The organism is bacterium (assembly GCA_016699045.1).
Taxonomy (GTDB): domain Bacteria; phylum Babelota; class Babeliae; order Babelales; family RVW-14; genus AaIE-18.
In genome coordinates, this window is sequence record CP064957.1 from 91,180 (window position 1) to 117,683 (window position 26,504).

General features: G+C 37.9%; 23 protein-coding genes. 8 read left to right on the top strand and 15 right to left on the bottom strand.

All coding sequences use genetic code 11. The annotated features are described in order from the left end of the window. The first annotated feature begins 99 nt into the window (after positions 1-99). The gene (gene ileS, locus IPF37_00405; GenBank protein ID QQR49294.1) at positions 100-3,009 is read left to right on the top strand and encodes an isoleucine--tRNA ligase; all 2,910 of its coding nucleotides are present in this window, start codon (positions 100-102) and stop codon (positions 3,007-3,009) included. A gap of 54 nt (positions 3,010-3,063) precedes the next feature. Here ileS and IPF37_00410 read toward each other — a convergent pair whose 3' ends face one another. The 4 genes from IPF37_00410 to IPF37_00425 all read right to left on the bottom strand — a co-directional run bounded on the left by IPF37_00410 (position 3,064) and on the right by IPF37_00425 (position 6,493). Further along, a complete protein-coding gene (locus IPF37_00410; GenBank protein ID QQR49295.1) occupies positions 3,064-3,576 on the bottom strand; it encodes an ankyrin repeat domain-containing protein in 513 nt (170 codons plus the stop codon). Positions 3,577-3,726: 150 nt separating this feature from the next. Beyond that, entirely contained in the window at positions 3,727-4,203 is a 477-nt protein-coding gene (locus IPF37_00415) for an ankyrin repeat domain-containing protein (protein ID QQR49296.1), read from the bottom strand. 273 nt (positions 4,204-4,476) lie between these two features. Further along, the gene (locus tag IPF37_00420) at positions 4,477-5,625 is read right to left on the bottom strand and encodes a hypothetical protein (protein QQR49297.1); all 1,149 of its coding nucleotides are present in this window, start codon (positions 5,623-5,625) and stop codon (positions 4,477-4,479) included. 1 nt (position 5,626) lies between these two features. Next, positions 5,627-6,493 (bottom strand): hypothetical protein, encoded by an 867-nt coding sequence (locus tag IPF37_00425; GenBank protein ID QQR49298.1) that lies wholly within the window; start codon positions 6,491-6,493, stop codon positions 5,627-5,629. Between the two features lie 153 nt (positions 6,494-6,646). Between IPF37_00425 and IPF37_00430 the strand changes: the two genes are divergently transcribed. From IPF37_00430 to ruvC, 7 genes are read left to right on the top strand one after another with little or no spacing between them, the layout of a single operon-like run. After that, a complete protein-coding gene (locus IPF37_00430) occupies positions 6,647-6,937 on the top strand; it encodes a hypothetical protein (protein ID QQR49299.1) in 291 nt (96 codons plus the stop codon). Continuing rightward, complete coding sequence (locus tag IPF37_00435; protein QQR49300.1) at positions 6,906-7,451, top strand: hypothetical protein; 546 nt, start codon at positions 6,906-6,908, stop codon at positions 7,449-7,451. The genes IPF37_00430 and IPF37_00435 overlap by 32 nt, the downstream gene beginning before the upstream one ends. Further along, complete coding sequence (locus IPF37_00440) at positions 7,448-7,897, top strand: hypothetical protein (GenBank protein ID QQR49301.1); 450 nt, start codon at positions 7,448-7,450, stop codon at positions 7,895-7,897. Before IPF37_00435 ends, IPF37_00440 begins: the two co-directional genes overlap by 4 nt. A gap of 2 nt (positions 7,898-7,899) precedes the next feature. Beyond that, a complete protein-coding gene (locus IPF37_00445; GenBank protein ID QQR49302.1) occupies positions 7,900-9,129 on the top strand; it encodes a hypothetical protein in 1,230 nt (409 codons plus the stop codon). A gap of 12 nt (positions 9,130-9,141) precedes the next feature. Continuing rightward, a complete protein-coding gene (gene rplI, locus IPF37_00450) occupies positions 9,142-9,591 on the top strand; it encodes a 50S ribosomal protein L9 (protein ID QQR49303.1) in 450 nt (149 codons plus the stop codon). A gap of 14 nt (positions 9,592-9,605) precedes the next feature. After that, complete coding sequence (gene dnaB / locus IPF37_00455; protein QQR49304.1) at positions 9,606-11,009, top strand: replicative DNA helicase; 1,404 nt, start codon at positions 9,606-9,608, stop codon at positions 11,007-11,009. A 17-nt stretch (positions 11,010-11,026) separates the two neighbouring features. After that, the gene (gene ruvC, locus IPF37_00460) at positions 11,027-11,536 is read left to right on the top strand and encodes a crossover junction endodeoxyribonuclease RuvC (protein QQR49305.1); all 510 of its coding nucleotides are present in this window, start codon (positions 11,027-11,029) and stop codon (positions 11,534-11,536) included. Here the strand turns inward: ruvC and IPF37_00465 are convergent. The 11 genes from IPF37_00465 to dnaN form a co-directional block, all read right to left on the bottom strand. Next, positions 11,533-11,931 carry a HEPN domain-containing protein gene (locus tag IPF37_00465; GenBank protein ID QQR49306.1) on the bottom strand — a complete coding sequence of 133 codons (399 nt, stop codon included), beginning with the start codon at positions 11,929-11,931 and terminating at the stop codon, positions 11,533-11,535. The two genes, ruvC and IPF37_00465, sit on opposite strands and share 4 nt — an antisense overlap. Continuing rightward, positions 11,918-12,238: a nucleotidyltransferase domain-containing protein gene (locus tag IPF37_00470; protein QQR49307.1), complete on the bottom strand. Its 321-nt coding sequence runs from the start codon at positions 12,236-12,238 to the stop codon at positions 11,918-11,920. The genes IPF37_00465 and IPF37_00470 overlap by 14 nt, the downstream gene beginning before the upstream one ends. 315 nt (positions 12,239-12,553) lie before the next feature. Next, a complete protein-coding gene (locus tag IPF37_00475) occupies positions 12,554-14,272 on the bottom strand; it encodes a PD-(D/E)XK nuclease domain-containing protein (protein QQR49308.1) in 1,719 nt (572 codons plus the stop codon). A gap of 88 nt (positions 14,273-14,360) precedes the next feature. Further along, positions 14,361-16,154 carry an ankyrin repeat domain-containing protein gene (locus tag IPF37_00480; GenBank protein ID QQR49309.1) on the bottom strand — a complete coding sequence of 598 codons (1,794 nt, stop codon included), beginning with the start codon at positions 16,152-16,154 and terminating at the stop codon, positions 14,361-14,363. Then, positions 16,147-18,858, bottom strand: a complete 2,712-nt coding sequence (locus tag IPF37_00485; GenBank protein ID QQR49310.1) for an ankyrin repeat domain-containing protein — start codon at positions 18,856-18,858, stop codon at positions 16,147-16,149. Before IPF37_00485 ends, IPF37_00480 begins: the two co-directional genes overlap by 8 nt. Before the next feature lie 231 nt (positions 18,859-19,089). Then, on the bottom strand, positions 19,090-19,695 hold the full coding sequence (locus IPF37_00490) for an ankyrin repeat domain-containing protein (protein ID QQR49311.1): 606 nt from the start codon (positions 19,693-19,695) through the stop codon (positions 19,090-19,092). A 133-nt stretch (positions 19,696-19,828) separates the two neighbouring features. Then, entirely contained in the window at positions 19,829-20,638 is an 810-nt protein-coding gene (locus tag IPF37_00495) for an ankyrin repeat domain-containing protein (protein ID QQR49312.1), read from the bottom strand. Positions 20,639-20,694: 56 nt separating this feature from the next. After that, positions 20,695-21,477, bottom strand: coding sequence for an ankyrin repeat domain-containing protein (locus tag IPF37_00500; GenBank protein ID QQR49313.1), 783 nt, complete (start codon positions 21,475-21,477; stop codon positions 20,695-20,697). Between the two features lie 293 nt (positions 21,478-21,770). Then, a complete protein-coding gene (locus IPF37_00505) occupies positions 21,771-23,054 on the bottom strand; it encodes an ankyrin repeat domain-containing protein (GenBank protein ID QQR49314.1) in 1,284 nt (427 codons plus the stop codon). A 1,126-nt stretch (positions 23,055-24,180) separates the two neighbouring features. After that, on the bottom strand, positions 24,181-25,317 hold the full coding sequence (locus tag IPF37_00510) for a DNA replication/repair protein RecF (GenBank protein ID QQR49315.1): 1,137 nt from the start codon (positions 25,315-25,317) through the stop codon (positions 24,181-24,183). 9 nt (positions 25,318-25,326) lie between these two features. Beyond that, positions 25,327-26,442 carry a DNA polymerase III subunit beta gene (gene dnaN / locus IPF37_00515; GenBank protein QQR49316.1) on the bottom strand — a complete coding sequence of 372 codons (1,116 nt, stop codon included), beginning with the start codon at positions 26,440-26,442 and terminating at the stop codon, positions 25,327-25,329. Positions 26,443-26,504 lie beyond the last annotated feature (62 nt).

Genomic DNA, 26,504 nt, shown 5'->3' on the forward strand with positions numbered 1-26,504 from the left:
AATCGCTTTCTGTGATAAAGCCTGCTATACTTTATACTGAAATGTCATGCAAGTAGTACCATATTGTTAGTATTATTCTGGAATTATGAGGAAATCATTATGAGTGAAGAAAACAAAAAAAACCCGTTTCAAGAAACGCTCAACCTCCCTTGTACCGAATTTTCAATTCGTGCAAGCGCTCATGAAAAAGAACCAGAAATTATTAACCGCTGGAAAAATGACGATATTTATAGCAAGACCATGAAATTGCATGACAATAATAAGAAATTCATTTTTCATGATGGGCCTCCCTATTCAAACGGCAACATTCATTTAGGTACTGCTTTTAACAAAATTCTCAAAGACATCGTATGCAAATCTAAACGCATGGCCGGCTTTCATGTTCCCATAACGCCCGGTTGGGATTGCCATGGCCTGCCTATTGAGCTCAAAGTTACAACTGAACTTGGCTTGGAAGACAAAAAAGAAACTATTGATCGCAAGACTTTTAAAAAACTATGTCGCGATTACGCAAGTAAATGGATTAATATTCAGCGGGAGGAATTTAAAAATCTTGGTGTTATGTTTGATTGGGATAATCCTTATACCACCATGCAAACGCCTTACGAAGCATCAATTCTTGAATCACTGGCAACGTTTGTTGAAAAAGGATTTATTGAGCGCAAAGGAAAAACAGTACCTTGGTGCGCTTCTTGCCAGACCGTATTGGCCACCGCGGAAATTGAATACAAAGATCGTAAAGATCCCTCATGCTACGTTCTGTTCCCGCTCAATGATAATCTAGCACGCAAGACCTTTCCTTTCGCATACGAACAAAACCCTACCTTGAAAACCGTTGGGTTTCTTGCCTGGACAACCACGCCATGGACAATTCCATTGAACCGTGCCCTTGTACTTCATCCAACAGCTCCTTACGTTCTCTTGGAAGGTCCTGATGGGATCGGCTTCATGGTTGCCAAAGAACTTGCTGATAAAGTATGCAAAGAATTGAACCTTGAGAAAAAAGAACTTGCGGAATTTGATCCGGTTATTTTTAAAGGAAAAATGGCTAACAGCCCGCTCATTGACCAGCAAGAATCCAAGATCGTGCTTGACGATTCAGTATTGCTGGGCGACGGTACCGCCTGCGTCCACTCAGCTCCCGGTTGCGGACCTGAAGACTATGTGGTTGGTATTAAGAACGGACTTGAAATCTTCTCGCCACTTTCGGCCAAGGGAACGTATACCGATGGTATTTTACCAACGTCCTTGGAAGGCGTGAGCATAACCGACGGTCAATGGGCAGTGTTAAAAATGCTCAAAGAACGCGGCACCTTGCTTCACAAAGGATCCATTAACCACTCGTTTCCGCATTGTTGGCGCTGCCGCAACCCATTGATGTTCCGTGCCACGGACCAATGGTTCTGCAACTTGCAACAAAACGACCTTGTCAAAAAAACGGTCGAAGAAATCAATGAGCGCATTGCCTTTGTTCCAGCGTGGGGCAAGGAGCGTTTGTTCAACTTCGTACAAAATAGAACCGAATGGTGTATCTCCCGCCAACGACAATGGGGCGTTCCGATCACCGCGCTCTTGTGTACTGATTGCGATACGGCATTTATTGATGGCGTCTTCATCAGAAAAATTGCCCAAAAAGTCGCCGAGCATGGCATTGAGTATTGGGATAACGTTACTATTCATGACCTTCAAAAGGAAGGAATGCTGCCCGCCAATTTTGCCTGCACAGGCTGTGGGGCAACCGACCTGGCCCAGTTCAAACAAGAACGAGATATTTTGGACGTTTGGTTCGACTCCGGGGTCAGTCACTATGCCGTTTTAGAAAAAAATAAGAAGCTTGGTTTTCCGGCAGATTTATACCTTGAAGGCTCAGACCAGCATCGCGGGTGGTTTCAAAGCTCGCTGCTCTCGTCGATGGTAATGGGCGGCAAAACTTGTACCAAGACTTTCTTGACGCATGGTTACGTTGTTGACCAGAACCGTCATAAAATGTCCAAGTCAGTGGGTAATGTGGTTGCTCCCAACGATGTTATAAAACAATACAGCCGCGACATCTTACGTCTTTGGGTTGGCGCGACCGACTTTTCGGGTGATATCGTGATGTCTGATACCTTACTCAAAAACGTTGCTGAAGTGTACCGCAAGCTTCGCAACACCTGCCGGTTTATGATTTCAAACCTGTATGATTTTGATGTTACTAGCGATGCGATTGCGTTAAATAAGTTACATAAAATAGATCAATACATGCTTGTGCGTTTATATGAATTAGAAAAAAATATTCGCGCCTGCTATGAAAGTTATGACTTGACCGGCGTGGTCCGTGCGCTAACCAATTTCTGTACCAGCGATCTGAGTGCGATGTACTTAGATATTGTGAAGGATCGGTTATATGTTGAAAAGGCAGATGGCGCTCTACGTCGCTCATGCCAAACAACAATACATTATATTCTTGATACTATAACTCGCCTCATGGCACCGATTATGTCTTTCTTGGCTGAAGAGGTTTCTGATCACTACCAAAAAGACAAAAAAGAATCGATTCATCTTGGTACCTTTGCTTCGCTTAAAGATATCGAAAAAATCCATACCGATGGAAATGTATGGAAGCTTTTAGAAGATGTGCGTGATGTTGTGCTTAAGGCCCTGGAAGAAAAGAGGCAGGCAGCAACCATCAAACATTCGCTTGAGGCTCGCTTGACGTTGTATTTTGACGCTGATTTTGATCAGGTGCATGAACTTAAACAATTTATTGAAGAACTTGGGCGCACTGAAAATGCAACACGCTTCTTGAAAGACTGGTTTATTGTTTCGCAAGTTGTGGTTGTTAAGACCTCTGCCGGACTTGAACAGTCTACGTTACCGTGGATTCATGTCACCGTTGAGCATGCGCATGGCGTCAAGTGCCCTCGTTGCTGGCAGTGGGACGATAGCCATAGTGCTACTATGTCAGACAATCAGGCACAACCGCATGATCTTCTGTGCCAACGATGCAAAGATATTTTAAAGAAATAAAAAAAGAGAGGCGTCGTAAAAAGCGACGCCTCTCTTTTTTTTACCAATTTTTATTCACCAATCAATTTGGAAACCTTTTTCGTCTTCTATTACGTTGCGACTTATTACACCTTCTTGACCAGGATCTGGTTCATTATCGGTTTCCTCTCCATTTTCTGTTTCCCAATGATCCTCTGGTGTTAAGCCATTGCAGTCCTGTATTGTTTGGTTAGCACCGGCTTGAATCAGTAAATCTATAATATTTTCATATTCAAAAATGAATGCAAAATGTAATGCTGTCCAATCACAAGAATAATCCTGCAGATCAATAAAACTCATTAACTCATCGTAATAATGAGATAAAATTACTTGGACAAGGTCTTGGTTATTCTCACATGTTGCCACATGTAATGCAGTATGGCCAAATGCATCCACGGTAGTAATAGTGGCGCCTTCTGCAAGAAGATGCTCAATCTTTTCACAATCATGTAGTTTCAATGCTTTTTTTAAGTCATCATTTATGGCGGAAAAAGCACTTGAAACTAATGTTAGACTGATAGCAACTGAGAAAATAAACATTTTTTTCATAAAAATACTCCTGTGCGATTTGATAAAGATCATGTAATTTTTATAACAATGTCTATTAATAGTCAATTTTGTTTTAAAAATGAAGAGAGGCGCTATCTTAAATAGCGCCTCTCTTCATTGAATTTGTGAGTAACTCAAAAATATCTTGTTTTATTCCCAGCCAACAAAAAAATCTGCTTCGCTGTCTGATTCGTTATCTGAAGAATAACCTTCAACAAGATCTTGTTCTTCAAAAGGGGTTTTACCATTGCTGTCGCGTATCTCTTGATGAGCACCCGCGGCAATGAGCAAATCTCTAATTTCATTATGGCCTAAAATGCATGCAATGTGCAAAGCTGTCCAGCCACTGTTAAAATCTTGTTCGTCAATAAAAGTACTCAAATGATCTTTATAATAATCCAAAATATACTTAACAAGCTCATCGTCGTCGCCATGTGTTGCCACATGCAACGCACTATTGCCGTGATCATCTTTTGTTGTTATATCGGCACCATTTTCAAGAGCTCGCCAAATGTTCGCATAATTATAGTTTGTTAATGCCATTTTTAGTTGATCATTGGGATTTGAAAAAGCATTCGAAATTAATGTTGCATTCATAATAACTAAAAAGATAAATGTCTTTTTCACGAACAATCCCTTTGTTTATATTTGTATTAATGTTGCTGTATTTATCAATAATGGGTGTTGTTTCATTTTTATAAATATGACAAAGATTGTCAATCATTTGTTTCAAAAGTATAGTTTGTAGTAGATTTTGATACCATTTCATTAAACTCTAAAAGTTTTTGCCAGGTACATAATCATAGTGACAAATCCACCCAACAAAGCTATTTTGAGAAGCAAAATACTAATAAATGCTTTCTTAATAAATTTCATACTACGTTCCTTATCTTTTTAAATTTAGCGCGGCATAAGTTTATCGCATACTGCGGTAGCTTCTAAAATTAAGTCAGCGGTTTTTTTAAGAAAATTTTCAGCCTCTTGTTGCGCTGGTTGATTGGCGGGCGACTTGAAGTTAATATGTCCAAAGCGCTTGCGATATATTTGAGTAATTTCATTATCAATGAGTTGTTGATAAGTTGATTTGCCCAGTGTTTCTTTAATATCATGAGCAAGTATGTTAAATCTTTCGCGATTCTTTTTCTTTACCAGCTCGGTATTTTTCAATAAATGCTTTAAAAATTCGGTATAAAGAGTTTTTTTCTCATGTCGCAACGAACTTGCTAGTTCTTCTTTTTCTTTAGATCCCAATTTTTGTAATTCTTTATCGATATCTTTAATCATGTGCGCAATGTTTGGGAGCTCGTTCATCAATTGTTTGCCGGTAAGCGCGTTCTTGCTATTATTAAGTTCTTTGTTCAGTTCGGTAAGTTTTTCAATCAGATCACGGTGTTTGTTTTTAATAGCAGAAGTATTATTTTTTGGTTCTTTCCAGCCTCCGCTACTTTTAGTCGTATCCTTTTTTTTATCTCCAGAATCAGATTCATAGTCATCAGAACGATAAGAACCAGATGATTTAGAGCCTTTGTCGCTGCCACTTGAACCCCCGCCAAAGAATGATGATTGCGGTTGCGATGAAGGAAAGTATGACGACGATGAGCTCGAAGGTCTATTCCAATTGCTCGCGCTTGAACCCCAGGAAGGGTACGAGTATGGATTTTTCCATCCGTGGCTGCCGCCATAAGATCGTGGAGAAAAGGATTGTGGAAATCCATAGCGAGGGACATTGTACGAACGGGGTCGACTACGTTCGTACATGGCACGGCGTTGCTGGACATCTTTTACTTTTTGTTCTCGTTTCTTTTTTTTCTTGTTTAGTTCTTCCTCTGTTTCTTTGCTGCCGCGCATTTTTTTTAGTTCTTCGGCGATAGGAACAATTGTTGTAGTAAAAACATTTGTTACATCATCTTCAAGAATTTGCTGCGGCGATTTTATGTTTTGAGATGCAGATGAAGTTGGTGCAAAAAAAGAAGGTGATAATGCAGAAAGCGAGACAACACAATGTGTCGTCAAAATTATTATGCTGCATACAAAAATTTTTATCTTCATACTACTCTCCAGAAATAAAAGCAGTGTTGCGTGGATCTGTTACTTTTTCATCATCAGCTAATGGTTTTTTCATAATATGCTCAATGATGCCGCGTCGTTTACCGGCGCTTGTTTCTTCTCGTTCAAGATTAATTTGAGGAAGAGGTTCAAGTGTCACATTGGCAAGACCTCGTAATGCGGCTTCAGTTTTTTGAGTAGCTTCTTCTTGTGCCAAATCAATAACAATTCGCTTATTTAAGAGCTCAAGACGTTCACAGGCATCAACAATTTTTTTTCGTAACGCTGCAAATTGTGGCAAAAAGAAAACGCGTTGATACATTTTATGGTTATTGATAATGCCATGAGCAACAACTATTTCATCGGTGTTTGTTTTAAAATCAGCAAAGACAACTTTGAATTCTGGAGAAAAAAGTTCAGAAGCATCTATTTTGCGTTCTATTTCTTTGAGTAAATCAATAAAATGATTCATGTAAAAATGATAGGCTTGGCGTTTTGCTCTTGAAAAAAAATACGTACCAATTTTGCCATCATTGGTACTCGATTCTTTTTTCTGATCTTTGGTATCGTTACTAATAATTAATGATTCAATAAACAGCGTTTTATTGTCTTTCTCTTCTTCTTGATCTGTCTGATTGATAGTCGATGTTGGCTTGGATGCTTTTTGGGTGCTGCCAAATGGATTTCCCCATGGCCGTCTCACAGGTCGTTGCCCTGGACCGGTCTTTTTTTCACTCAAAGCGCGCTCCATATCTTGAGCAAGTTTGTCAAAATCAACACCTTTAAAGAGTTCATCAAAGTTAAAGGCGCCAAGATAGACAATGCCTAAAATAAACGTAAAAATTAATGAAAATATAATTTTTTTGATCATTTTCATCCTTTGTGCCTACAGTTAAAAAATGGAAATAACAAGATCCCCCCTTGCTATGTAATCCTATTATTAAGGTAGATGGTTGGGTATGAGAAAGTCAAACAAGGAGTTTTTTTGATAATTTATTTCTTTCAGACAATAAAAAGGCCGTGTTTGCCAATTTCAAAAGATGGATTTGTGATGATTGAACTTATCATGGCGCTTGTTATTCTCATGATGAGTTTTAAAGCGATCTGTTGCTTGGAACAGACATTAACGCGCAGTCAGCATAAAATTATAATGTTGTTGAAAAAAAATAAGCCGACATTGCAAGCCAACCAGCGGCAGGTGGAAGCAGTGCCGATAAAGTCATATATAAAAATTATTAGTGCTCACCAGATACCGGCTTGGTGCTCTCGAGGGGTAGTGGTTGATGAAGAGACTGTTATGGCGCAGGCAGCTTAGCGCACTATCAAAATCGTTTACACTGGTTGAAGTTACTATTTATCTCGCGTTATCAAGCGTTCTGACTTGCCTTGCGTTAAGCCTTTTAAACCAAACAAGCCTTTCCTTTACTCAGCGATCAACCAAATATGAAGAGGTTGTTCGAACGGTCATTTTTATAGATTTGTTAAAGCGCGATCTAGCACAAGCCAGCATGCTAGCTACAGATTGGGTTTCACCACAAACAACGTTTAAACAAGAGTTTCTTGATCAGCGTGGTCAACGCATGAGCCAATGGGTGCACTGGTCAGTCGGTACTGACGGGCTTATTCGTTCGTACGGTCTTTATGAACCAGTAAAAAAAGAGTGGTTAGGCTACCAGACAGATTTTTTTGGCTGTGGTGTTACCGCCATTAGTTTTAAGCCTACTATCAATCATGATACCGGTTGTGTTGAATCAGTAACCGTGATTTATGAGCAGCATGCCAAAACATATCAGGCAACCGTGCGGCCTTATAACAAGATAATCATATGAAAAAAAACAGCGGATCTGCGTTATTGGTAGTTCTTGTTATAACATCGCTAATTTCTGTTATGATGCTGTCATATTGGCAGCAGACTTCACTTTTATTTGATTTGGTTCATGAACGAGATGTATATCATGTTCGGCATCAAGCATTGCTCAATTTTTTTAATGCTGCCGCCAATTTTGTCAAAAAACATTATGAACAAATTTTTGCTAATGTTCTTCCTAAAAAACCATTAAATTTTGATCTTGAGCAGCAGGCGTCGTTAGTTGAAAATAAGCTTTTCAAAGGATTGCTAACGATTTATAGAGACGATGTTACCCAATCATTACGGCTGAAAGTCCAGCTTATTGAAGATAGCCATGCAACTTTGGCAGTTCAAAGTCTGATAATAAAACAACCAACGGTCTATGGAGAAAAACTTGTCATCAGTCATTTTTCGTATGGAGCATAAAATTGATATTGGTGATGATGCTTTCTGCTGCGTTACTACATACTGCCTTGCGGTGGCCAGCGTGCGCGCTAGGAGGCTTATTGGCGGGGTTACTTTTGTGGTACACAGCTTTTTCTTATAAAACTTTACAACAAGCTTGCTTGTATGGTTTGTGGTGGGGGTTGTGTTTTTATGGCTCGCATTTGGATTGGCTGTTGAGTTTATTGCTTAACAAGTCATCATATGCCAGTAGACCGATAAGCTATGCGTTTTATGGCTGCATGGTATTTTATTTTAGTTTGTTTGCAAGTCTGTGGTGGGGGCTGAGTTTTTTATTACGCGTAAACAAAAAATTTTTTTTAAGGCTACTAAGCTCGTTAGCGGGAGTAGTGGGCTATTTTGTTTTTCTCGAGTACTGGGGGCTTTTGCTTTTTAATGGCGGGGGGTATCCTTTTGCCAATCCATTAATACCGCTTTCTCGCTTTCCATGGTTTTTATCCCTTGTTGCTAGTTTGAGTAATTGCTTGTATGGTCCAACGTATCAGCATGCTTCTGAATGGCCTGAAACTATTGAGCTGGTTTATATTGCGCCTAAAAAAACAAAAGATATTCAGCAACGGCTTTATGCCGTCTACCAAATTATTGGTCGACATAAGTCAGAGCAGCTTGGCAGGCAACTTTTATTTATAGCTCCCGAAAGTACAATACCATTTCACATCAACCAAGAGTCTTGGATGCTTACCATGTTACAAAGTGGCTTGCCGCCCAATGCACATCTTTTACTGGGTGCTCAATTTGAAAATGAACATCAAAACTTGTTTCAAGCCGTTTATTGTCAAAATCTACGTCGCATAAAAAATATTTATAAAAAAAAACATTCAGTACCCTTTTCAGAAAAGATGCCGCCATTTTTAAAAAAATGGAGTATACTAAAAAATATATTTTTAAAAGACTTGCGCGAAACTATAGAAGATAATAGTACCGAAGAGGACGATATCGTTTTTGAAATAAATGATGACTTTATCATTATTCCACGTATGTGCTCTGAGCTTTTTTTTATGTGTTGCGCCAAAGACTTTATAAAGTATCGAATGATGAAGAAAAAAGTTGTACTTTTTTTCTTTGTCAATGACAGTTGGTTTGTTGATTATTTTACAAAAATCATGGAAAATGTAACCTGCATCAAAGCAGCCTGGTTTGGGTTGCCGATTGTATACATTGGACATGAACGTTATCAAAAAATAAAATTATGAAGGGAAATAACCATGCGTATTTTTTTGCTCCAAGATGTTGAAAAGCTTGGCATGGCAGGACAAGTTGTTGATGTAACAGATGGTTACGCACAAAACTTTATTCTTCCAAGAAAGCTTGGTATTAAAGTTACCGAAGCTGATATGAATTTTTATAAGAAACGTACCGTTAAAGAAAAAGTAACCGCAGAAGTTTTGAGCAGCAAAGTTGCTATGTTGGCAGAACGCATCAAGGGTATGCATATCACGATTAAAGAACGTGTACATGATGATGGTAAACTTTATGGTGCTGTAGGTGCTGATGAAGTGGTAGAATTGCTTAAAGCTAAAGAAGTAAGTATCAACCGTAAACAAGTTGAATTTGTTAAAGCGGTTAAGGCTATTGGTGAACATAAAGTTGTAATTAAGCTTTCTTCAAAGCTTAAGCCTGAGTTGACTTTAAAGGTTGTTGCAAAAGACGAATAAAAAAGGGTGACTAAATGGCCTTTCAACGCCATGCACTATCACCTGATACACGACGTAAGCAAGATACGACAGAAAGCATTTTGGGTAAGACATTGCCAGCAAGTATCGAAGCAGAGAAATCGGTACTTGCTGCTATTTTGCTTAACGATGAAAACTTAACGTTAGTTTCTGATAGCTTAAGAGCTGAGGACTTCTACCATAAACCTCATCAAATTATTTATCAGGCACTTCTTGAACTTGGACAAGCATCAAAAAAAACTGATCTCGTCGTAATTCAAGATCATCTTGAAACAAAAAAGCTTCTGGAAGCAGCTGGCGGCATCGTTTATTTGATGGAGTTGCAAGAAGATATCCCCGCGATGGGTTTAATATCGCAACATGCAAAAATAGTAAAAGATAAGGCTATTTTGCGTGAACTTATTTATTCGGCAACCGATATCATCTCAACATGTTATGATCAAAAAGTTTCCGAAATAGATGCCGTTTTGGATAATGCTGAAAAAAAAGTTTATCAAATTTCCAATAAGCTTACCGCGCCAACGTTTGTTCAGCTTGATATCTTACTCAAACAAACCTTTAAACAATTGGCTGATGTCAAAAGTCATCGCGAAGGGGTTACCGGTATTCCTTCAGGTTTTAAGCATTTTGATAAAATGACGTCTGGTATGCAGCGTGGCGACTTGCTGATTTTAGCCGCCCGTCCTTCAATGGGTAAAACGGCACTTGCGCTTAACTTTGTTACTAATGCTTGGCGTGCCGGCGCCAAGGTGGGCGTATTTTCTTTAGAAATGTCTTCTGAACAATTAGTACTGCGGCTTCTTTCTGCCGAGTCAGGTATCCCGCATCAGAAGATTCGGAATGCTATGGTTTCTTCAGAAGAATGGATGTCGCTGACTAACCATGCTGCCGAGTTGGCTGAAGCAAAAATATTTATTGATGATACCGCTTCAATTAACATTATGGAGCTGCGTGCTAAAGCACGAAAGCTCAAAGCAAAAGAAGATATCGATTTTATTGTAATCGATTATTTGCAACTTATTTCTTCGCATGGCAAACATGAAAATAGAAACCAAGAAATATCCGCTATTTCACGCGCACTCAAAGGCCTTGCTAAAGAACTCAATCTGCCAATTTTAGCGCTTTCACAACTTTCTCGATCATTAGAAAGCCGGGTCGACAAACGTCCAATGCTTTCAGACTTGCGGGAATCTGGTGCTATTGAGCAAGACGGGGATGTTATTTTCTTTGTTTATCGCGATGTTATTTACAATCCTGATACCGATAACCCAGAGCTAACTGAGATCATTATTGGTAAGCAACGTAACGGACCCGTTGGTTCATTTCATGTTGAATTTAAAGGCGAAATTACGCGCTTTATTGATATTGAGGGTTATAGCAATAATCATCATCATCAATAAAATGATAGGAGTGTTTAATGAAGTCACTCACAATTTTGGGCATCGATCCTGGTTTTACGGTAACCGGGTATGGGGTTCTGCGTAAGCAAGATGGCAAAACGTATTTGTTAGATTATGGCTATCTTAAGCTGAATCCCAAAGAACATTTGTCGCAGCGCATTGGTACTTTTTATAGTTTTTTTAAAGAAAAAATAGAAGGCCATGCGGTTACCCAGTTGGCGCTGGAAACGCCTTTTTTAGGCAAAAATGTTCAAACATTTTTAAAGCTTGGTTATTTGCGTGGGGCTTTATATTTATTAGCCAATCAAAACGAATTGGTGCTGCATGAGTTTTCACCGCGCGAAGTTAAGCAGGCGGTTACCGGGTTTGGTGGGGCACAAAAAGATCAAGTGGCACATATGATTATGCGGCTATTTCCTAATCTTGCTAAAGTTGGGAATGTAGAAAAACAAGACGTAACTGATGCTTTAGCGGTCTGTCTTTCTGGTTTGTGGCATAATAATCGACAACAACTTTTGAAACGTTAAATAGACTGTTGCCCTGTTGCTGGCTCAGCTATTTTTTTTAGCACGAAACGCATTATGCTTTCAGCGTTTTTTATGGCCTGTTTTGAGTCAGATAAATCTGGAATGTCAAATTCAGTTGGATATCTAAATCTTGTTGCATATGGGTTTAGATAATCAGCTGAGTCATAGAGTTTATCAAATTCTAGATCAATCTTTTTACACAGCTCGACAAGTTTTGATAAGTCATGCGATTTCAAGATTTCATACTTTTTAAAAGATAAGTACCCCTTGAGCGCTTTCTCTGCTGATTGCTGACAGTGATAGGTAACGGCAGAAAAAAGTTCGACTTTAATCAGAACTTGAGCTGCACTGAGATCTTCTCTGGCAATTCTGCACCACTCTTCATGCTCGTGCATAAAGCACCTTCCCATCCTTTTTAATTTTATACCCCAGTGTGGACACGTCACTTGTCTTGCTATCAAACTCTTTCTTGGTGTATATAATTATATCTTTAGAAATATTCAAGCCACGCAGAGCCTTGTATCCAGCAATTGGGCGCTTATATGATTTTTCTTCGGATTGATCAACAACAATCAGTAAGTCTAGATCGCTGTCTTCTGTTGGATTACCCCAAGCATACGATCCAAAAAGATAGATTGCTATTGGATTATAGGTAGCTATCAAGCGATTTTTTACTTCGGCTAAAACTTCTTCACTGATCATTAGTTCCTCTTTAAAAGTTAGCTTTCTTTAATTGATAAAATTTTAGATAAAATGGTAAAAATTTGCAAATAACAAAAGAATAACTAATTTTATCTACCTTTGTTACTCTTTTTCTTTCTCATTTTATCGCTCGTGACTTCTATTGTTTCCTAATCTTGCTAAAGTTGGCAATGTAGAAAAACAGGATGTGACGGATGCTTTAGCGGTCTGCCTTTCTGGCTTGTGGCACAATAATCGTCAGCAACTTTTGAAACGATAAAAACAGAGTGGGCGACTTGTACTACAAGTCGCCCACTCTGTTTAATTTTAGTTATCTTAATCTTCTCTTCTGCTTTTTCTGCTGGCTTCTTCTGTTTCTTCTCTACGTCTTTTTTTTTCTTGTTTTTTAGCATAATCATCGTGTTTTCTTTTTAAATCTAATGATGATGATGATGAACTTGAGCTTGAAGAAGATGATTCATGCAATTCTGTTGAATATAACTCATCAGAGACTCTTAAGGTATCTTCTAAGGCATCTTCTTCAGAAAAATTTTGAGACGAATATTCCTCTTTATCGTAATCAAGCCTTCTAAATATCCCTGTATTTTTTATTCCTTGATTTCTTTTTTTTTGCCTATTTTTTTTCAATGTTGCGGGACTTTTGATTATTAATGGATCAATCATCGATTTAGAAGTATTTAATTTTTTATTTAATCGGGTTAGGTCTTTTTTCCCACAGATTATTGTATCATTAAAATCATAATAATATTCACGATCTATCTTGAAGCCTTTATGTAAAAAAGTTATTTTTCTTTTTGAGTTTTTTTCTTGGAAATCAATACCTTTATTAACATTAATAGCGATAAGATGATGAGGGTAGTCTTCTAGATTTTTATTGTCCCATAAATCATGGGAAAGGTAATTGCAAATTTTTTCTTCATCAAAATTTTCAGAAAACTGTGGTATAAACGTAAATGGCCCTCTTATGGTTTCGACTTTAATTTTATTATCTACAAGTTTAGGATCCATTCCGGCACAAAGCAAGGCAGTGTAGATAATTGCACTGATGTATTTTGTATTAAGAGCAGACTTTAAAGGCCATGGAATTGAATGTATAATGCATTCAATATTTTTCATAATTAATGGAACGCGATTATCAACATCTATTTTAACAAAGCCACTATGGATGTTTTCTAAGTTTTTATGATAGTTCGTAGGTTTTGGTAAAGAGTCAAATGATTTTTCTGATGGAGTTACTTTAAAAAGTTCCCAACACTCGTCCAATACTCTCTTAATTTTCTTATCATCACCATGATCTGCAATCGGTTTTTTTGGTTGTAAAAATGGGTACACTCTCCATGTTGTAGGATCCTGTTTTATTGAAAGAGCACCGCAAGTGAAATTTGTATAATCTATTGACTTACTACTTTCTCGTGGTCCATGAAATGCTATTCCTGCAAAGGTCATAGGAATACCATCTTGATGATGTTCTTTGTAGTAATCGCGATCAAAAATTTGTCTCAGAGCTTCTTGCGCAATCGTTGCGGTTTCTTTTGGAGAATGCTCTATTTTTTCAGATTTGGTATCACCAATTTTTGGACTAATCTTTTTTATATATTTGAACTCGCGCTTGAACTCAAAAATATAAAGATATTTATGATCTTTAGTCTCAATACATGTATCAAGCTCACCGGCACCGGTAGGAAGTTCTGATAAAACTCGATGACCAGTTAATCTAAAAACAGTGTGGGCAAGAGCATGGTAGAAAAATTCTTTATCATTTTCTGCTGACAATAATTCTGATGGAAGTGCGCTGAAAAAATCATCCAAGCCATCAGTTATTAATTCTATTTTATTTTCGGTCAACCCATAATTAATCTTTTGAAGAAATTCTGGGATAGGAAATTGTTCAGAAAATAAAGTGGTAGCTACTTCTTGAGGGGCTGAGGACGATGACGAGGAAGAAGAGGATGATGATGACGCAGCATTAATACTCAAGCCAAGCGACATAATCCCCATAAGTAAGAATTGCAATAGTTTATTTTGAAATTTCATTATGACCTCTTTATTTATTAAATATCTAAACTAAGCGCAATCAATCGTACGCATGCAAAAGAAGATAACCAAATGTTGCAATAAAATGCTATGAAATCATACAACCTGAGCTATCTTCTATCTCCTCAGATTCTTCGTTGTCGCTTGTTACTTCTCGTTTTTCTTCTCTGCGTCTTTTTCTTTCTTGTTCTTCATCATCTTGATCGTCGCGTTTTCTTTTGCGATCTAACGATGATGAACTTGAACTTGACGATGTACTTGAGCTTGAACTTGATGGTGCTACTATTGCCGCTGATTTAATAGTGACATTGCGGCGTTTGATTCGATCACCAATAATGGTACTTCTACAGACTGGACAGGTATTGTACCCATTATTACGGCTTTCAGAAAAGCACAATCCACAGAAATCATGTCCACAGTCAAGAGTTATACAATGACTTCCTTCTTGATATCCTTCAAAACAAATAGGACATATATCATTTTCAGCGTCTTTTGTAATAACATTGAACGCTTCATTTCCGGTATCAGTAATTTGTTGGAGAAAAGCTTTGGTTGCAAAATCAAGATCGATGTCGATAGGCTTTTTACCTTCATTATCTGAAATATTAATAGAAGCCCCTCTTTTTAGTAGTATTTCTATTGCAGCAAGATTACCTCGCCAAGCAGCAACGTAAAGCGGTGTGCGGCCGTTATTATCTTGAGCATCAACAGAAGCGCCAGCAGTCAGCAATATCGTTATGCTTTCTACCAGATTCAAATGAGCAGCTTTATGAAGAGCTGTTTGGCCATCCCTATTTTTGAGGTCAACAAGAGCTCCAGCGTCAAGAAGAAGGTTAAGACATTGATGTAATTTTTCTATGTAAAAAGGATTGCTGCCATGAATAAACAATAAAGAAAAGCACGTGACGAGAGGAGTTTTTCCTTTGTAGCAAAGATTTACATCTTTTTTATTATGCGAAAGCTCAGTTGCTAAGTTTGCCGGTAATAGCTCACTACAATACTCAAAAGTCTTGGTCCAGGTATTTTCTTGCGATGCAAGCATGGCCTTGGATTGTTCAGGGTCGATATTTTGCTTTTCGTTTGATGACGACGATGAACTTGATGAGCTTGGGCTTGGAATTGAGCGTCGTTGTGATTCTAGAAATTCATTGGTAATACCAAATAGACTAGATGCACTTCGGCCAGATCCACTTTGTTGAGTGGCAACCCCAAATGGGCCATAGATGGTATTAAATGGACTAGATGCACTTCGACCAGGGTGGAAAATATCATCAAAAGAAAAAGTAGGCCCAAAGTAATTTCCTTGCCTTCGATTCGATACCGATGGGCTCGAACTTGAGCTTGGCGACGAACCAGAAGATGAACTCGAGCCGGAATTTGATGAGCTTGATGAGCTCGAGCTAGAGCTCGATGAACCTGATGATGCTGACGATTCTAGTGATGCAAAAAGAGCTACAATATCTTGATGGCTGTTTAATGCCGCCAGTATTGCCGGGGTGTTGTTCTGTCTATTTTGAAGCGTTCTATCAGCACCCGCTTTAATCAATTCTTGTACACATTCGAAATGACCATTGATAGCAGCCCAATGAAGGGGCGTTTGTTCAAAGCGGCCAATGATATTAACGCTTGCGCCAGCTTCGAGCAATTCTCTGACATTATTGATGCGACCACTTTCAGCAGCAATGTGCAATGGTGTGTCGCCGTTAGCATTTGTAGCGTTAACACCAGCCCCACTTGCTATCAAATCCCGAATGCCTTGAGCGTTAGATTTGCTTGCCATTTCATGAAGAGCTGTGTTGCCAACCACTGATTGTGCTGCTGACAGTGCATTAGTGGTAAAAGCCAACGTGATTAATAATGATCCTATAAATTTCTTATTCATGATAAACTCCAAATTCTTGATTTAATGATGACGAGCTTGAGCTGCTCGTAGGGGTAGATTCATTTTTTATTTTTGCTCTTTTTGTTTTACGATTGTCACTATCACTATCATCTTCACGATCTCTTTTTCTCGTTTCTTCTTCTTTGCCTTCTGACTTCGATACTGCATTTTCCACCTTATTTTCTACCTTTTGAAAAGCAGTTCGTGAGAATCCTCTACGATCTATAACAGTTCGGCAGAGTGGGCATTCGGCATTTTTAGCCGCAATTAAGCCTTCTAAACATTCTTCATGCAAATCGTGACCGCATGGAAGGGTTACACAATCTGTGTTTTCTGAAAAATCAAGTAAACAAATATAACAAGTATCGTCTTCAGTCTTTTCAACCGTCGTTAATGCTTCACGACCTCGCTTTTCAAATTCTTGTAAAAATCTGAAAACAGCTGGTTGATCACGTTTGGTTGCGCATTGTTTGCCATCAATAAATAGTGCCGAGTCGCCATTTTCAGCTTCAAAAATCATAAGTTGAACGTTGTCAAGAGCACCACGGTCAATCAATATCATTAATGAAGCAATCTCGTTTCTTGTGATAGCTTCCTGAAGAGCTGTGTTGCCATTATTATTGACGATGGTAAGATTGGGATAAAAACCACATAATGCAATTAAAAAATCTATCTGGCCATTTTGTATTGCCACATGAAGAGGCGTGTCGCCGGCATTATTTTGAGCATTCAAGTTGGTATTGTTTTCTATCAAAGATACAATGTGAGTACTATTCCCAAAGTATGCAGCTGTGTGAAGCGGTGTATAGCCATTAAAATCACGAGCATTAAGTCTATTTTTTATTTTGCTAACTAACAACGTGATATATGATGCGCTTTGGCCATTAAAGGCATGGCAAAAGCGCGCAATCCAGTGAAGTGGTGTTTCTTGATAATTGTTAGCACTCGCACAAAAATGTGGATGTTCTATAATTTTTTTTAAACAATTAAATTGGCCTTGTGAACATGCATAGTGAGCTGATGTATTGCCATTGATATCTCTTGTATTAATATCAGCGCCAAGTTCGATCAAAAGGCTCAGCGTCTGAATGTTTCCATGATAAGCTGCCTGATGAAGAAGGACTATTCCATTTTCTGGATTTTTATAATTTATATCCATAGAACTAATAAGTTGTTTGCATCGATCATAACCACACCAGTTTATAAATGTTTCTAACGAACAAGTGCTAAAGTTTTGTACAGCACATTCTATAGAATTTAAACCGGCAGCATTTTTAAACATGAAATTGGCGTTAAGATCAAGTAACATATTAAGACAACGAGTATGCTCATTCTGCACGACAATGTGCATAAGGGTGTTGCCTTGATAACCAGGAAGATTTAAGTCAATTGTTGCAAGTTCTTGTCGGCATTGTTCGGGGTTAAAAATTATTAATTCTTCAAGGCTAGCCGTCTGGTTGCAGGTTGCTGCAATAGTAATGGCCGATTCGTTGTCATTGTTTCTTATCGTAGCATTGGCACCATGTTCTACAAGAATTTTTACACACTCAGCATAGCCTTTGTAGGCCGCAAAATAGAGCGGTGTATTGTTATTATCATTCAAAACATCAATTACTATGCCATTAAGATTTATAAGTTTCTTTAAGCATTGCAAACTACCATGCTTTGCTGTAGTGTGAAGAGGAGTTTCTTCCTTGGCATCTTTTGCATTAATACCAAGATTGGTATCATGTTCAAGCAAGGCTTGCAAACATAAAAATTTATCATTGCGTGCTGCTAAATGCAATGCAGTTTTTCCTTGATTGTTGCGCGCATTCGCATCAGCACCATGAGAGAGAAGCTCTTTAAGAACATCAACTTGACCGTTGCAAGCTGCTATATGAAGTGGCGTGTTGTTATCATTATCTACTGCATGAATATTGGCACCAAGTTCCAAAAGAACTGATGTTCTTGTTGATAGATAATCAAATGAAGCAGCGTTGTGCAATGCTGTAGCTCCATCAAAGTCTTCAGTTGTATTTACATCAACTCCTGCGCCAATAAGCTCGCGCATACATTCTGTTTTCCCTTGTTCAACTGCTATGGAAAATGGTGTGTGCCAAGTGGCTGATAGCTGATTGAGGTTAATATTTGGGACACTAGCAAGTGCCTTTACGCATTCAATATTATTGGAATTTACTGCCATATGAAGAGGTGTTATATGATCATTATCTAGTGCATTAACATTTGCACCTTTTTCAATAAGTTTTTTTACACATTCAACATGTCCATATGAGCTAGCCAAATGCAATGGTGTTTGGTTGGTCTGATTAAGAGAATCAATTGTTGCCCCGCCTTCAAGAAGTGCTTCTACGCATTCGGTATGGCCACTATAGCTTGCCCAATGAAGCGGCGTAAGATTCATTCCATCAAAAGAGTTAGCATTTGCTCCTGCGTTAAGAAGTATTCTTATGCATTCAGGGTTACTACAAAAACTTGCCCAATGAAGCGATGTTTTCCCAAAGTGATCGGTAGCATTAATATTAGCCTCATCAGCAATGAGTGCTCTTAATCGTACACTATCACCATCTCCAATCGCCTCAAAAAGTTGGGCTTCTTTGCTCCTAGAAATATTTGTATGCGTTGATTCTGGCAGATTTGCAGCGGGTGCAGCATAAGTACTAAAACTAAGCGCAATAAGCAATAGTTTTATAAATTTTTTCATAAGTAACCTCCATAAAAATCATACCCCGTGTTGCAAAATAATAAATGCGTATTTATACTAACAATACACATTTATATTCAAATAGTCAAAAAACTGGCAAAAAACAGTCAAAAATACCTAAAAATAACACTTTTGAGCTTTCATTTACCGGCAAAAAATATTCTATGCTAATTTTGGTAAACTAAGACTCAAAAATTTTCGGGATAGATTCAGTTTAAGCATGAGAATAAATTAGAGCGAAGCTTGTGTTTTACTACGAAGAAATTCGCATTCATGTTTTAAAAGTATTGTCAGACACTCTTTGCTGATCTTACCAGCTTCATACCGTTCGTGCGCTACTCTAAGCAATGAATAGCCGTCTGTATCGTATTCGTGAGCAATTGCCCCATGAAATAAGAGCTCTTTAAGGCTTTCAGCTTGGCCATGGCCAACAGCAGAAAAAATAGGTGTCCAGCTGTCGTCCGCTTTTGCATTAATGTCTGCACCATTCATTAAAAGCATTCTCATGCATTTAACGTGCCCATTGGCAGCTGCGCAATGAAGAGGCGTTGCGCCTTGCTTGGTTACGGCATGAACATCTGCGTCAAGTGCAAGGAGCATTTCAACGCATTCATAGTTTCCCGTAGCAGCTGCATGATGAAGTGGGGTTGCGTTATCAGCATCATCACAACCGTTATGTTGTACATTTACATCGTAAGCACCCGATTCTACCAAATGAGCGATTTCATTACAATCGCCATTTCGTGCAGCTTGGTGAAGCGGAGTTATGGTTGCTTGCAGGTTAACATAAGTAAAGGTTAGTAGTAACAAAGCAACGGTCATTATTTTTTTATTCATTTGAAAATCCTTTAATAATTATTTAACACAATTGTTTCAAAGCGTTGACCAATCAACAAAATTGGCTTATTAGTATTCCATATCTTTAAGAAATAACAAGGTCTACAAATGGTTATTTTTTACTTGCTTTTATTTATGCTCGGCTGGTTGAGCCTGAACTTGACGATGAGTTGGGAGTGTCATCTAATTTGATTCTTTTGCTTTCACTATCTTGATTATCGTCGTCGTCGCGCTTTCTTTTTTTACTGTCAGCTTCTTCAAAAACGTCTGCGCTTTTGATATCAGGAAAATCAGCATAAGATTCAAGTATTTCTACAATATTTTGATACCCTCTTGATTTTGCTTTATGAGCAGGTGTTTGCCCACACTTATTCAGCTCATTAACATTGGCTCCATTTTCTATGAGCATGACTACGTAATCGGCACATCCTGTTTCGCTTGCCTCATGAAGAGCTGTTCCGCCATCCCATGTCATTTTTTCATTAATATTGGCGCCGTTTTCCAAAAGGGTTGTGAGGCAGTTCAAACTCAGATGTCTTCTTAAAATTGCAAGATGAAGAGGCGTATTACCACGCGCACCAACCTTTTCGTTGGGATTAGCACCACTTACTAAAAGTTCTCTCATACACCCAACATGTCCATAGCTACTTGCGATATGAAGTGGGGCATAGCCAACCTGATTTTTCTCATTAATATTGGCACTGTTTTCTATAAGTATTTTTACGCACTCAACATGTCCACCAAGGCATGCATAATGCAGAGGTGTTTGACCACGAGCGTCTTTTTCATTAACATTTACATCGTTGACTAAAAAGATACGCAATTGTTGGGCATTTCCTGTACGAGCAGCTTCAAAAAGTTCGTTGTTTTGAGCCATTGCAAAAACACTGCTGGTTGCTGCGTGACAAACTAAAAATAATGAACTTATAAATTTCTTATTCATGATAATTCCCAATAATTCCTATTTAAACAACATGTAACAATAGCCGATACTTTGGCTTATAAAGAAAGCTTTGCGGTACTTTCGACAAGGTCATCGATATTTGTTTTTTCTCTTTTTTTGTCTGCTCGACGAAAATGTTTTTTAGATTTGGATTTGCTTTTTTTAGCTGTTGATTTTGATGATCCGACTTCATAAAACGGTGCTAAATACTCGGCAATGTCATGACGGCTATTAATAAGCGCCGTGTCGTAAGGTGTTTGGCCATTTTCATTCATTATCCAAACAAAGGCATTACCTTGTTCTACAAGATATTTTACTATTGGAAGGGAATTTCGGTAAACCGCATAATGAAGTGGGGTATTGCCGATCAAATTAGTAACATTCGCATCGGCACCATTTTTTACCAGTACTTCTACACAATCAATAGATTGAGCAAAATGAAGCGGGGTGTTTCCTGCGCCATCTCGTGTATTAACATCTTCGTCATTGCTAATAACTCGCTCTAAGAACGTCAAATCGTCATTGTCAATGGCAAAAAATATTTCTTTAGCAGGAAGAATTTTTGAAACATAATTGGTACTAAAGTCCACATACTCTTTCAAGGAATGAAAAACAACGCCTTCAAAATCTACACTTTCGTCTGCTGCACTTGTTTGATCGGCCGCTTTAAAGCTAATGTCCCCCGGTATTATACGATAAACAGCTGGAAGCAATGCCTTAACCTTCGAAGAGCTTTCTCCGCGAACAACAGTAATTCCTACATTTCCCTGATTAGCGGCTGAATTTGCACTCGTTGTAATCATAAAAGTAACTAAAAAAAATCCCATAAATTTTTTCATAATAACCTCAATTTAAAACTATTTTTGTATTAATAAACCAAAAAGCCCACATATTTAATTAATACCCAGAATATATTAATATTTTCCACCTGTCAATCATTTGCTAATTGGCCGCAAAAAACAACAAAACAACTCAAAAGTTAAGTTTTAACAATGGTTAAGGGAGAAGTTTGATAAAAAAGATAGAATTTTGAGAAAAAAGTGTTTTTATAGCAAAGTGAATAAAACCTGGAAAGAGTTTAAAAAAGCCCTTTCCAGGTTTTATTATAAACTTTTTAGCAGATCGATCGTAATCATTTCTGATCTACGCCTGCTTTTTTCGGGAATATCTTAGCTAATTCTTCTTTTAGTTCTGAGCCCGCAGCAGCTCCTCTTCTTATTGTTAGGACTCTTTTAGGTTGGGGATTAACAAGCTCTTGCGATTTCATGGTACTTTTCAAATATTCGGCAATTTCATCCTGATTACGTTCTAATGCCACATCATAAGGCGCTTGTCCCTTATTATTTTTAGACCAAACAGAAGCATTTCCCCGTTCAATCAGATACTGAACACAAGGAAGAGAGTTTCGAATAACGGCATAATGAAGTGGAGTATTGCCGGTTTTATTGGTAACATTAGCATCGGCGCCATGTTCTACAAGTTCTTTTGCGCAATCAATACTTGTTGCGAAATGAAGTGGCGTGTTTCCTGCTGCATCACGCATATTAATATCCTCTCTACGAGCTTTAATACACGCTCTTAATTCTTCTACATTGTCTTCTTCTGTGGCCAAAATAATGTTGAATACAGGCATATTCGATGCAGAAAATTCTGAGTCAAGTGATAATTTCTTTCTTCTGGGACCTCTTTGGTTTCTTTTCAAATACTTGGCAACTTTATTGTAATTGTACTCTAATGCCAGATCATAAGGCGTTTGTCCTTTGTCATTCATTGCCAAGACAAAAGCTTTTCCCTCTTCAACAAGATACTTTACACAAAGAAGAGAGTTTCGAAGAGCGGCATAATGAAGCGGGGTGTTGCCGTCTTTATTTGCAACATTAGCATCAGCGCCATTTTCTACAAGTTCTTTTGCGCAATCAACACTTGTTGCGAAATGAAGAGGTGTGTTTCCTGCTGCATCACGCATATTAATATCCTCTCTACGAGCTTTAATACACCATCTTAAGTTAATTATATCATCATCTTCGACGGCAGAAATTATTGATTTGCCGACAAAACTTTTTGAAACATAGTCGGTACTGAAATCTACACGACTCTGTACGTCTTTAATAGCCTTCACTTCTCTTAAGCTTATGTCTTCTCTTCGATCAACAGGCGGACTTACATAAACCTTAGCCAAAGCCTCTTCGAGGCCAACGTATTCTGTCATGTCCTCCGTACTGTTTGTATCTACTGGCGTTTTAGAGCCCATTATGTAATTAGCCGTCTGAGTCAATGGAGTATATCCGCCGCCAGGCTGTTGATCTTCGCGCATAACATTCATGGTTATGCCGCCTTCTCCTTCCTTCTGAGCAGCCGGGTTCATATGAGCCATAAGAGCAAAAGTAACTAAAAAAAGTCCTATAAACTTCTTCATAACATCTTCCTTTATTAAAATTATCTTTGTGTTAATAGACCAAGAAAGCCCACTAGGCCTTACAATGCTAATTATACATCAATATTTTCTATCTGTCAATAAATATCGAATTGCGTTCAAAATGAACCAGAATTATGAAGCTAGATAAAAATAATAGTATATGACGCGCCTTGAAAAAACTAAAAATTCTTTGTCCAGAGAAATCCCTCAAAAAAATTAGGGCTTGCTTATCCATGCCAAGTCATGGTACCTTAAAAAAAATAATCTTTGACGTTTTCACGTTGCAACCTTTTCCGGGCCTAAAACAAGAAGAATTAATTATCCGTCCGATAATGATTATTATGTTAAAAAATATACTATCTAGGAAAAGTCTCTCTGGATCGCACGATACATCATTTTTGACGAAGGATTTTAGTTGCGGCAATAATTATCATTAAAAAATACTGTCGATAATATTTCACCCTGAAACTATTGCTTTTTAGACATTTGAAAAACTTTTTGGCTGATTGTCAATTGTTGATTTTGGGGTAGTCGACCTTGTCAAGGCGACTTAGACACTTCTCTTCCCCCCCCCTCTTGGCCCCTCACCCCTACCGAGAAATCTGGGTTCTGATTGGTATCGGTATCTGCCAAATATTAAAATCTGTCCGAACATAATAAAAAGTGAGCATAAAAAAACATCCCGCAGGAGCAAGCTCTTACGGGATGAAAAAGGAGAAAGGAGAGTAGTAATGAAGATCTTTTAGTGTCTATATCTAAGACTCAATTTTCAACTTAATTTTGATGTTCGTATTTAATTACCTTATGAAGGATACCATATTATATTAGAAAATCAAGTCGTTTGTTTCTTGTGGCCCAAATAAAGCGTTTTATTTTATAAATTTCAAACTGATACAAAATTTTCAACAGGCACTGTTTATTTGAAAAACCACCACGCAGGGAAAACCCCGCATGATGGAAAAAGGAGAGTAGTAATGAAGTCTTTTTAATTTTATATTTCATGTGTTCGAATTTGATAGACTTTTGATAGACTATAGAAAGAACCAGTAAAGTCAATTTTTTATTGCATAAATAGAATAAATTCTTAAAAAAGTCTGCAAGTCGGGCATTTTTTACTTAAATAAAATTATTTTAAAATTGAGGTAACAGGCTCTTGTTTCAAATTAATGTGACAAATTTTGTCACGCGAGATACCCCGCAATGCTTCATCAAACAGAACTGGACTGGTAAGAAAAACTTGGAAATTAAAATTTTGTAACGCAATAAAACAACGCTTAACCCGCTCTTGGTCAAAATCAGTTAAGAAATCGTCCAGCAACAAAACCCCTGGCTCCCCTTCCTGAGCAGTCTGGCAAAGCTGGGCAATTTTGATTAAAAAAACGATAAGCTTCTGCTGCCCGCGTGATGCAAATATTCTGGCAGCTTTATTTTGAAAAATTATGGTAAAGTCATCCAAATGTGAACCAAAAAGCGTTCTACGCCAAGAATGCTCCTGTCTGGAATATTTACCTTGGAACCATTGCCAAAATTCATCAAATCGCAAATTTGTTTGCATATTTTTTGGCAAGTACGAAAATTTTACCTTAAGCTCCTCTTGTGGGGTGACAAAATAGTCAGACAAGAGTTGGTTTATCATACGCTCCAACAAAGCAAGGTATTCTATGCGTTCTTGCTGGATCTTAACAGTTTCTTCCCATAATTTTTCAGACCAAACCAGCAATTCCTGTTGTAAATCCTGGCTTGACCCGATTCGATCATTGCACAAAATACTGGTTCGTTGTTCAGTGATTTGTTTTGCTCGCTTGAGATTTTGGAGAAAGGCAGGTTTTTGCAACATGAGCGAATAATTCAAAAAATCGCGCCGCTGCTCGGGCGACCCACTTACCAAAGAAATATCTTCGGCGGTAAGACTCACAATCCGATAAGCACTGATTAATTCTTTGTATGACTGGATAGGTTTTTGATTGAGTTTAACTAGCTTTCCCTCTTTTTCAGAAAAACCAACTTGAACGCGTTCATCAACCTCTTCTTGTCCCAATGAAAAATCAACTTGAATAAAAAAATGTTTTTTTTCAAGTTCAACCAAATCGCGATTCAGATGGGTGCGAAAAGACCTGAGATAACAACTATAATGAAGTGCTTCCAAAATACTTGTCTTACCAGATCCATTACACCCCTGAATTATCACGAATTGTCGATCAACATCAAACTGCTGCTGATCGAAACAACGAAAGTTTTGTAACTTGATGCTTTTTATATGCACAATAGTTTTTTAGTTTTGTGCCAATGAAACCGGCATTACCAAGTACGTTAAGTGATAATCTTTTTCGCGTGATTCAAAGATTATTGGCTTAACCGAATTTTTGATATAAAACGTTACATCTTTTTCAGAAAAAACTTGTAAACCGTTCAATAAGTATGGCGAGTAAAATCTGCTCTCAACAAGAGCACCCTGAAAATCTTGCAGAGCAACTGATTCTTCAAGTTTGCCGACATCTTTATTATGCAAATTAACACGCACTGAATCTGGCTGAAAACAAAAATTCGTTGACACAAATTGACCAGATAGTAAGCAACTTGTTCTTTTGAGCGTTTTTATAAAACTATCTTTTGCTAAGCGGGCTGGCGTAAAACCTTCTTTTTCAAGAACTGGTTTGTACTGAGGAAATGGTTCGGCAATTAAACGTGTGAAAAAATTAAAATTTTTTCCTGAAAAAACAAGCTGCTGGCCGCATGTTCCTAAAAACACATTCCCCTGACTACCTTCTAGAAGTTTTTTTAATTCAAGAACCGCTCGTTTTGGCAAAAGCCACTTTTTATCGGTTCCAAGCGTATATTTCTCAGTACTGATTTGTGCCAAGCAATGGCCATCAGTCGTGACTAATGACATATTTTTTTCATTAAAATCTAATAACATCCCATTTAATGCAGGGTTTGCGTTGTTTTGTGGAACCAAGAAAGCAACTTTATTTAGCAAATCAAGTAAAAAGACACCCTCAATTTCCATAAGATTTTCGATACGTTCTGGAAATGGTGGAAATTCATCGGCATCTTTAATATTCAAAGCAAGATCAACATGTCCCGCTTTTAAATGCAACTGGGTATCTTTTATATTGAATTCTATAGCACCTTCGATCTCTTTAACCAATTCAAAAATACGCTTGCCGGATATTAAAAAGCTACCGCTATCTTCGGCATCACTATCTATCGACATATTCGACTGCAAGCTTATTTCCATATCAGTAGCTTTAAGCGTTAATTCACGCGGTGCAACATGAAATAAAATAGACTCAGTTACATTCAGCGTTGTACGCTTATTACAAATCGGCTGCATCGAAGAAAGGAGTGATAACAACTCCTTTTGATCTACCGTAAATTTACTTTCCATGTTTTTATCCTTAATTTTCTGCCATGAATGTATCAGCAATTTTAAATAATTGCTTTAGTATA

Bases quoted from the DNA above. Each gene is read 5' to 3' on its own strand.
- ruvC (QQR49305.1), top strand. From the start codon at position 11,027: ATGAAGTCACTCACAATTTTGGGCATCGATCCTGGTTTTACGGTAACC.
- IPF37_00475 (QQR49308.1), bottom strand. From the start codon at position 14,272: ATGAAATTTCAAAATAAACTATTGCAATTCTTACTTATGGGGATTATG.
- IPF37_00490 (QQR49311.1), bottom strand. From the start codon at position 19,695: ATGAATAAAAAAATAATGACCGTTGCTTTGTTACTACTAACCTTTACT.
- IPF37_00440 (QQR49301.1), top strand. From the start codon at position 7,448: ATGAAAAAAAACAGCGGATCTGCGTTATTGGTAGTTCTTGTTATAACA.
- IPF37_00435 (QQR49300.1), top strand. From the start codon at position 6,906: ATGAAGAGACTGTTATGGCGCAGGCAGCTTAGCGCACTATCAAAATCG.
- IPF37_00495 (QQR49312.1), bottom strand. From the start codon at position 20,638: ATGAATAAGAAATTTATAAGTTCATTATTTTTAGTTTGTCACGCAGCA.
- IPF37_00505 (QQR49314.1), bottom strand. From the start codon at position 23,054: ATGAAGAAGTTTATAGGACTTTTTTTAGTTACTTTTGCTCTTATGGCT.
- IPF37_00420 (QQR49297.1), bottom strand. From the start codon at position 5,625: ATGAAGATAAAAATTTTTGTATGCAGCATAATAATTTTGACGACACAT.
- dnaN (QQR49316.1), bottom strand. From the start codon at position 26,442: ATGGAAAGTAAATTTACGGTAGATCAAAAGGAGTTGTTATCACTCCTT.
- IPF37_00480 (QQR49309.1), bottom strand. From the start codon at position 16,154: ATGAATAAGAAATTTATAGGATCATTATTAATCACGTTGGCTTTTACC.
- dnaB (QQR49304.1), top strand. From the start codon at position 9,606: ATGGCCTTTCAACGCCATGCACTATCACCTGATACACGACGTAAGCAA.
- ileS (QQR49294.1), top strand. From the start codon at position 100: ATGAGTGAAGAAAACAAAAAAAACCCGTTTCAAGAAACGCTCAACCTC.
- IPF37_00465 (QQR49306.1), bottom strand. From the start codon at position 11,931: ATGCACGAGCATGAAGAGTGGTGCAGAATTGCCAGAGAAGATCTCAGT.
- rplI (QQR49303.1), top strand. From the start codon at position 9,142: ATGCGTATTTTTTTGCTCCAAGATGTTGAAAAGCTTGGCATGGCAGGA.
- IPF37_00470 (QQR49307.1), bottom strand. From the start codon at position 12,238: ATGATCAGTGAAGAAGTTTTAGCCGAAGTAAAAAATCGCTTGATAGCT.
- IPF37_00410 (QQR49295.1), bottom strand. From the start codon at position 3,576: ATGAAAAAAATGTTTATTTTCTCAGTTGCTATCAGTCTAACATTAGTT.
- IPF37_00500 (QQR49313.1), bottom strand. From the start codon at position 21,477: ATGAAAAAATTTATGGGATTTTTTTTAGTTACTTTTATGATTACAACG.
- IPF37_00485 (QQR49310.1), bottom strand. From the start codon at position 18,858: ATGAAAAAATTTATAAAACTATTGCTTATTGCGCTTAGTTTTAGTACT.
- IPF37_00425 (QQR49298.1), bottom strand. From the start codon at position 6,493: ATGATCAAAAAAATTATATTTTCATTAATTTTTACGTTTATTTTAGGC.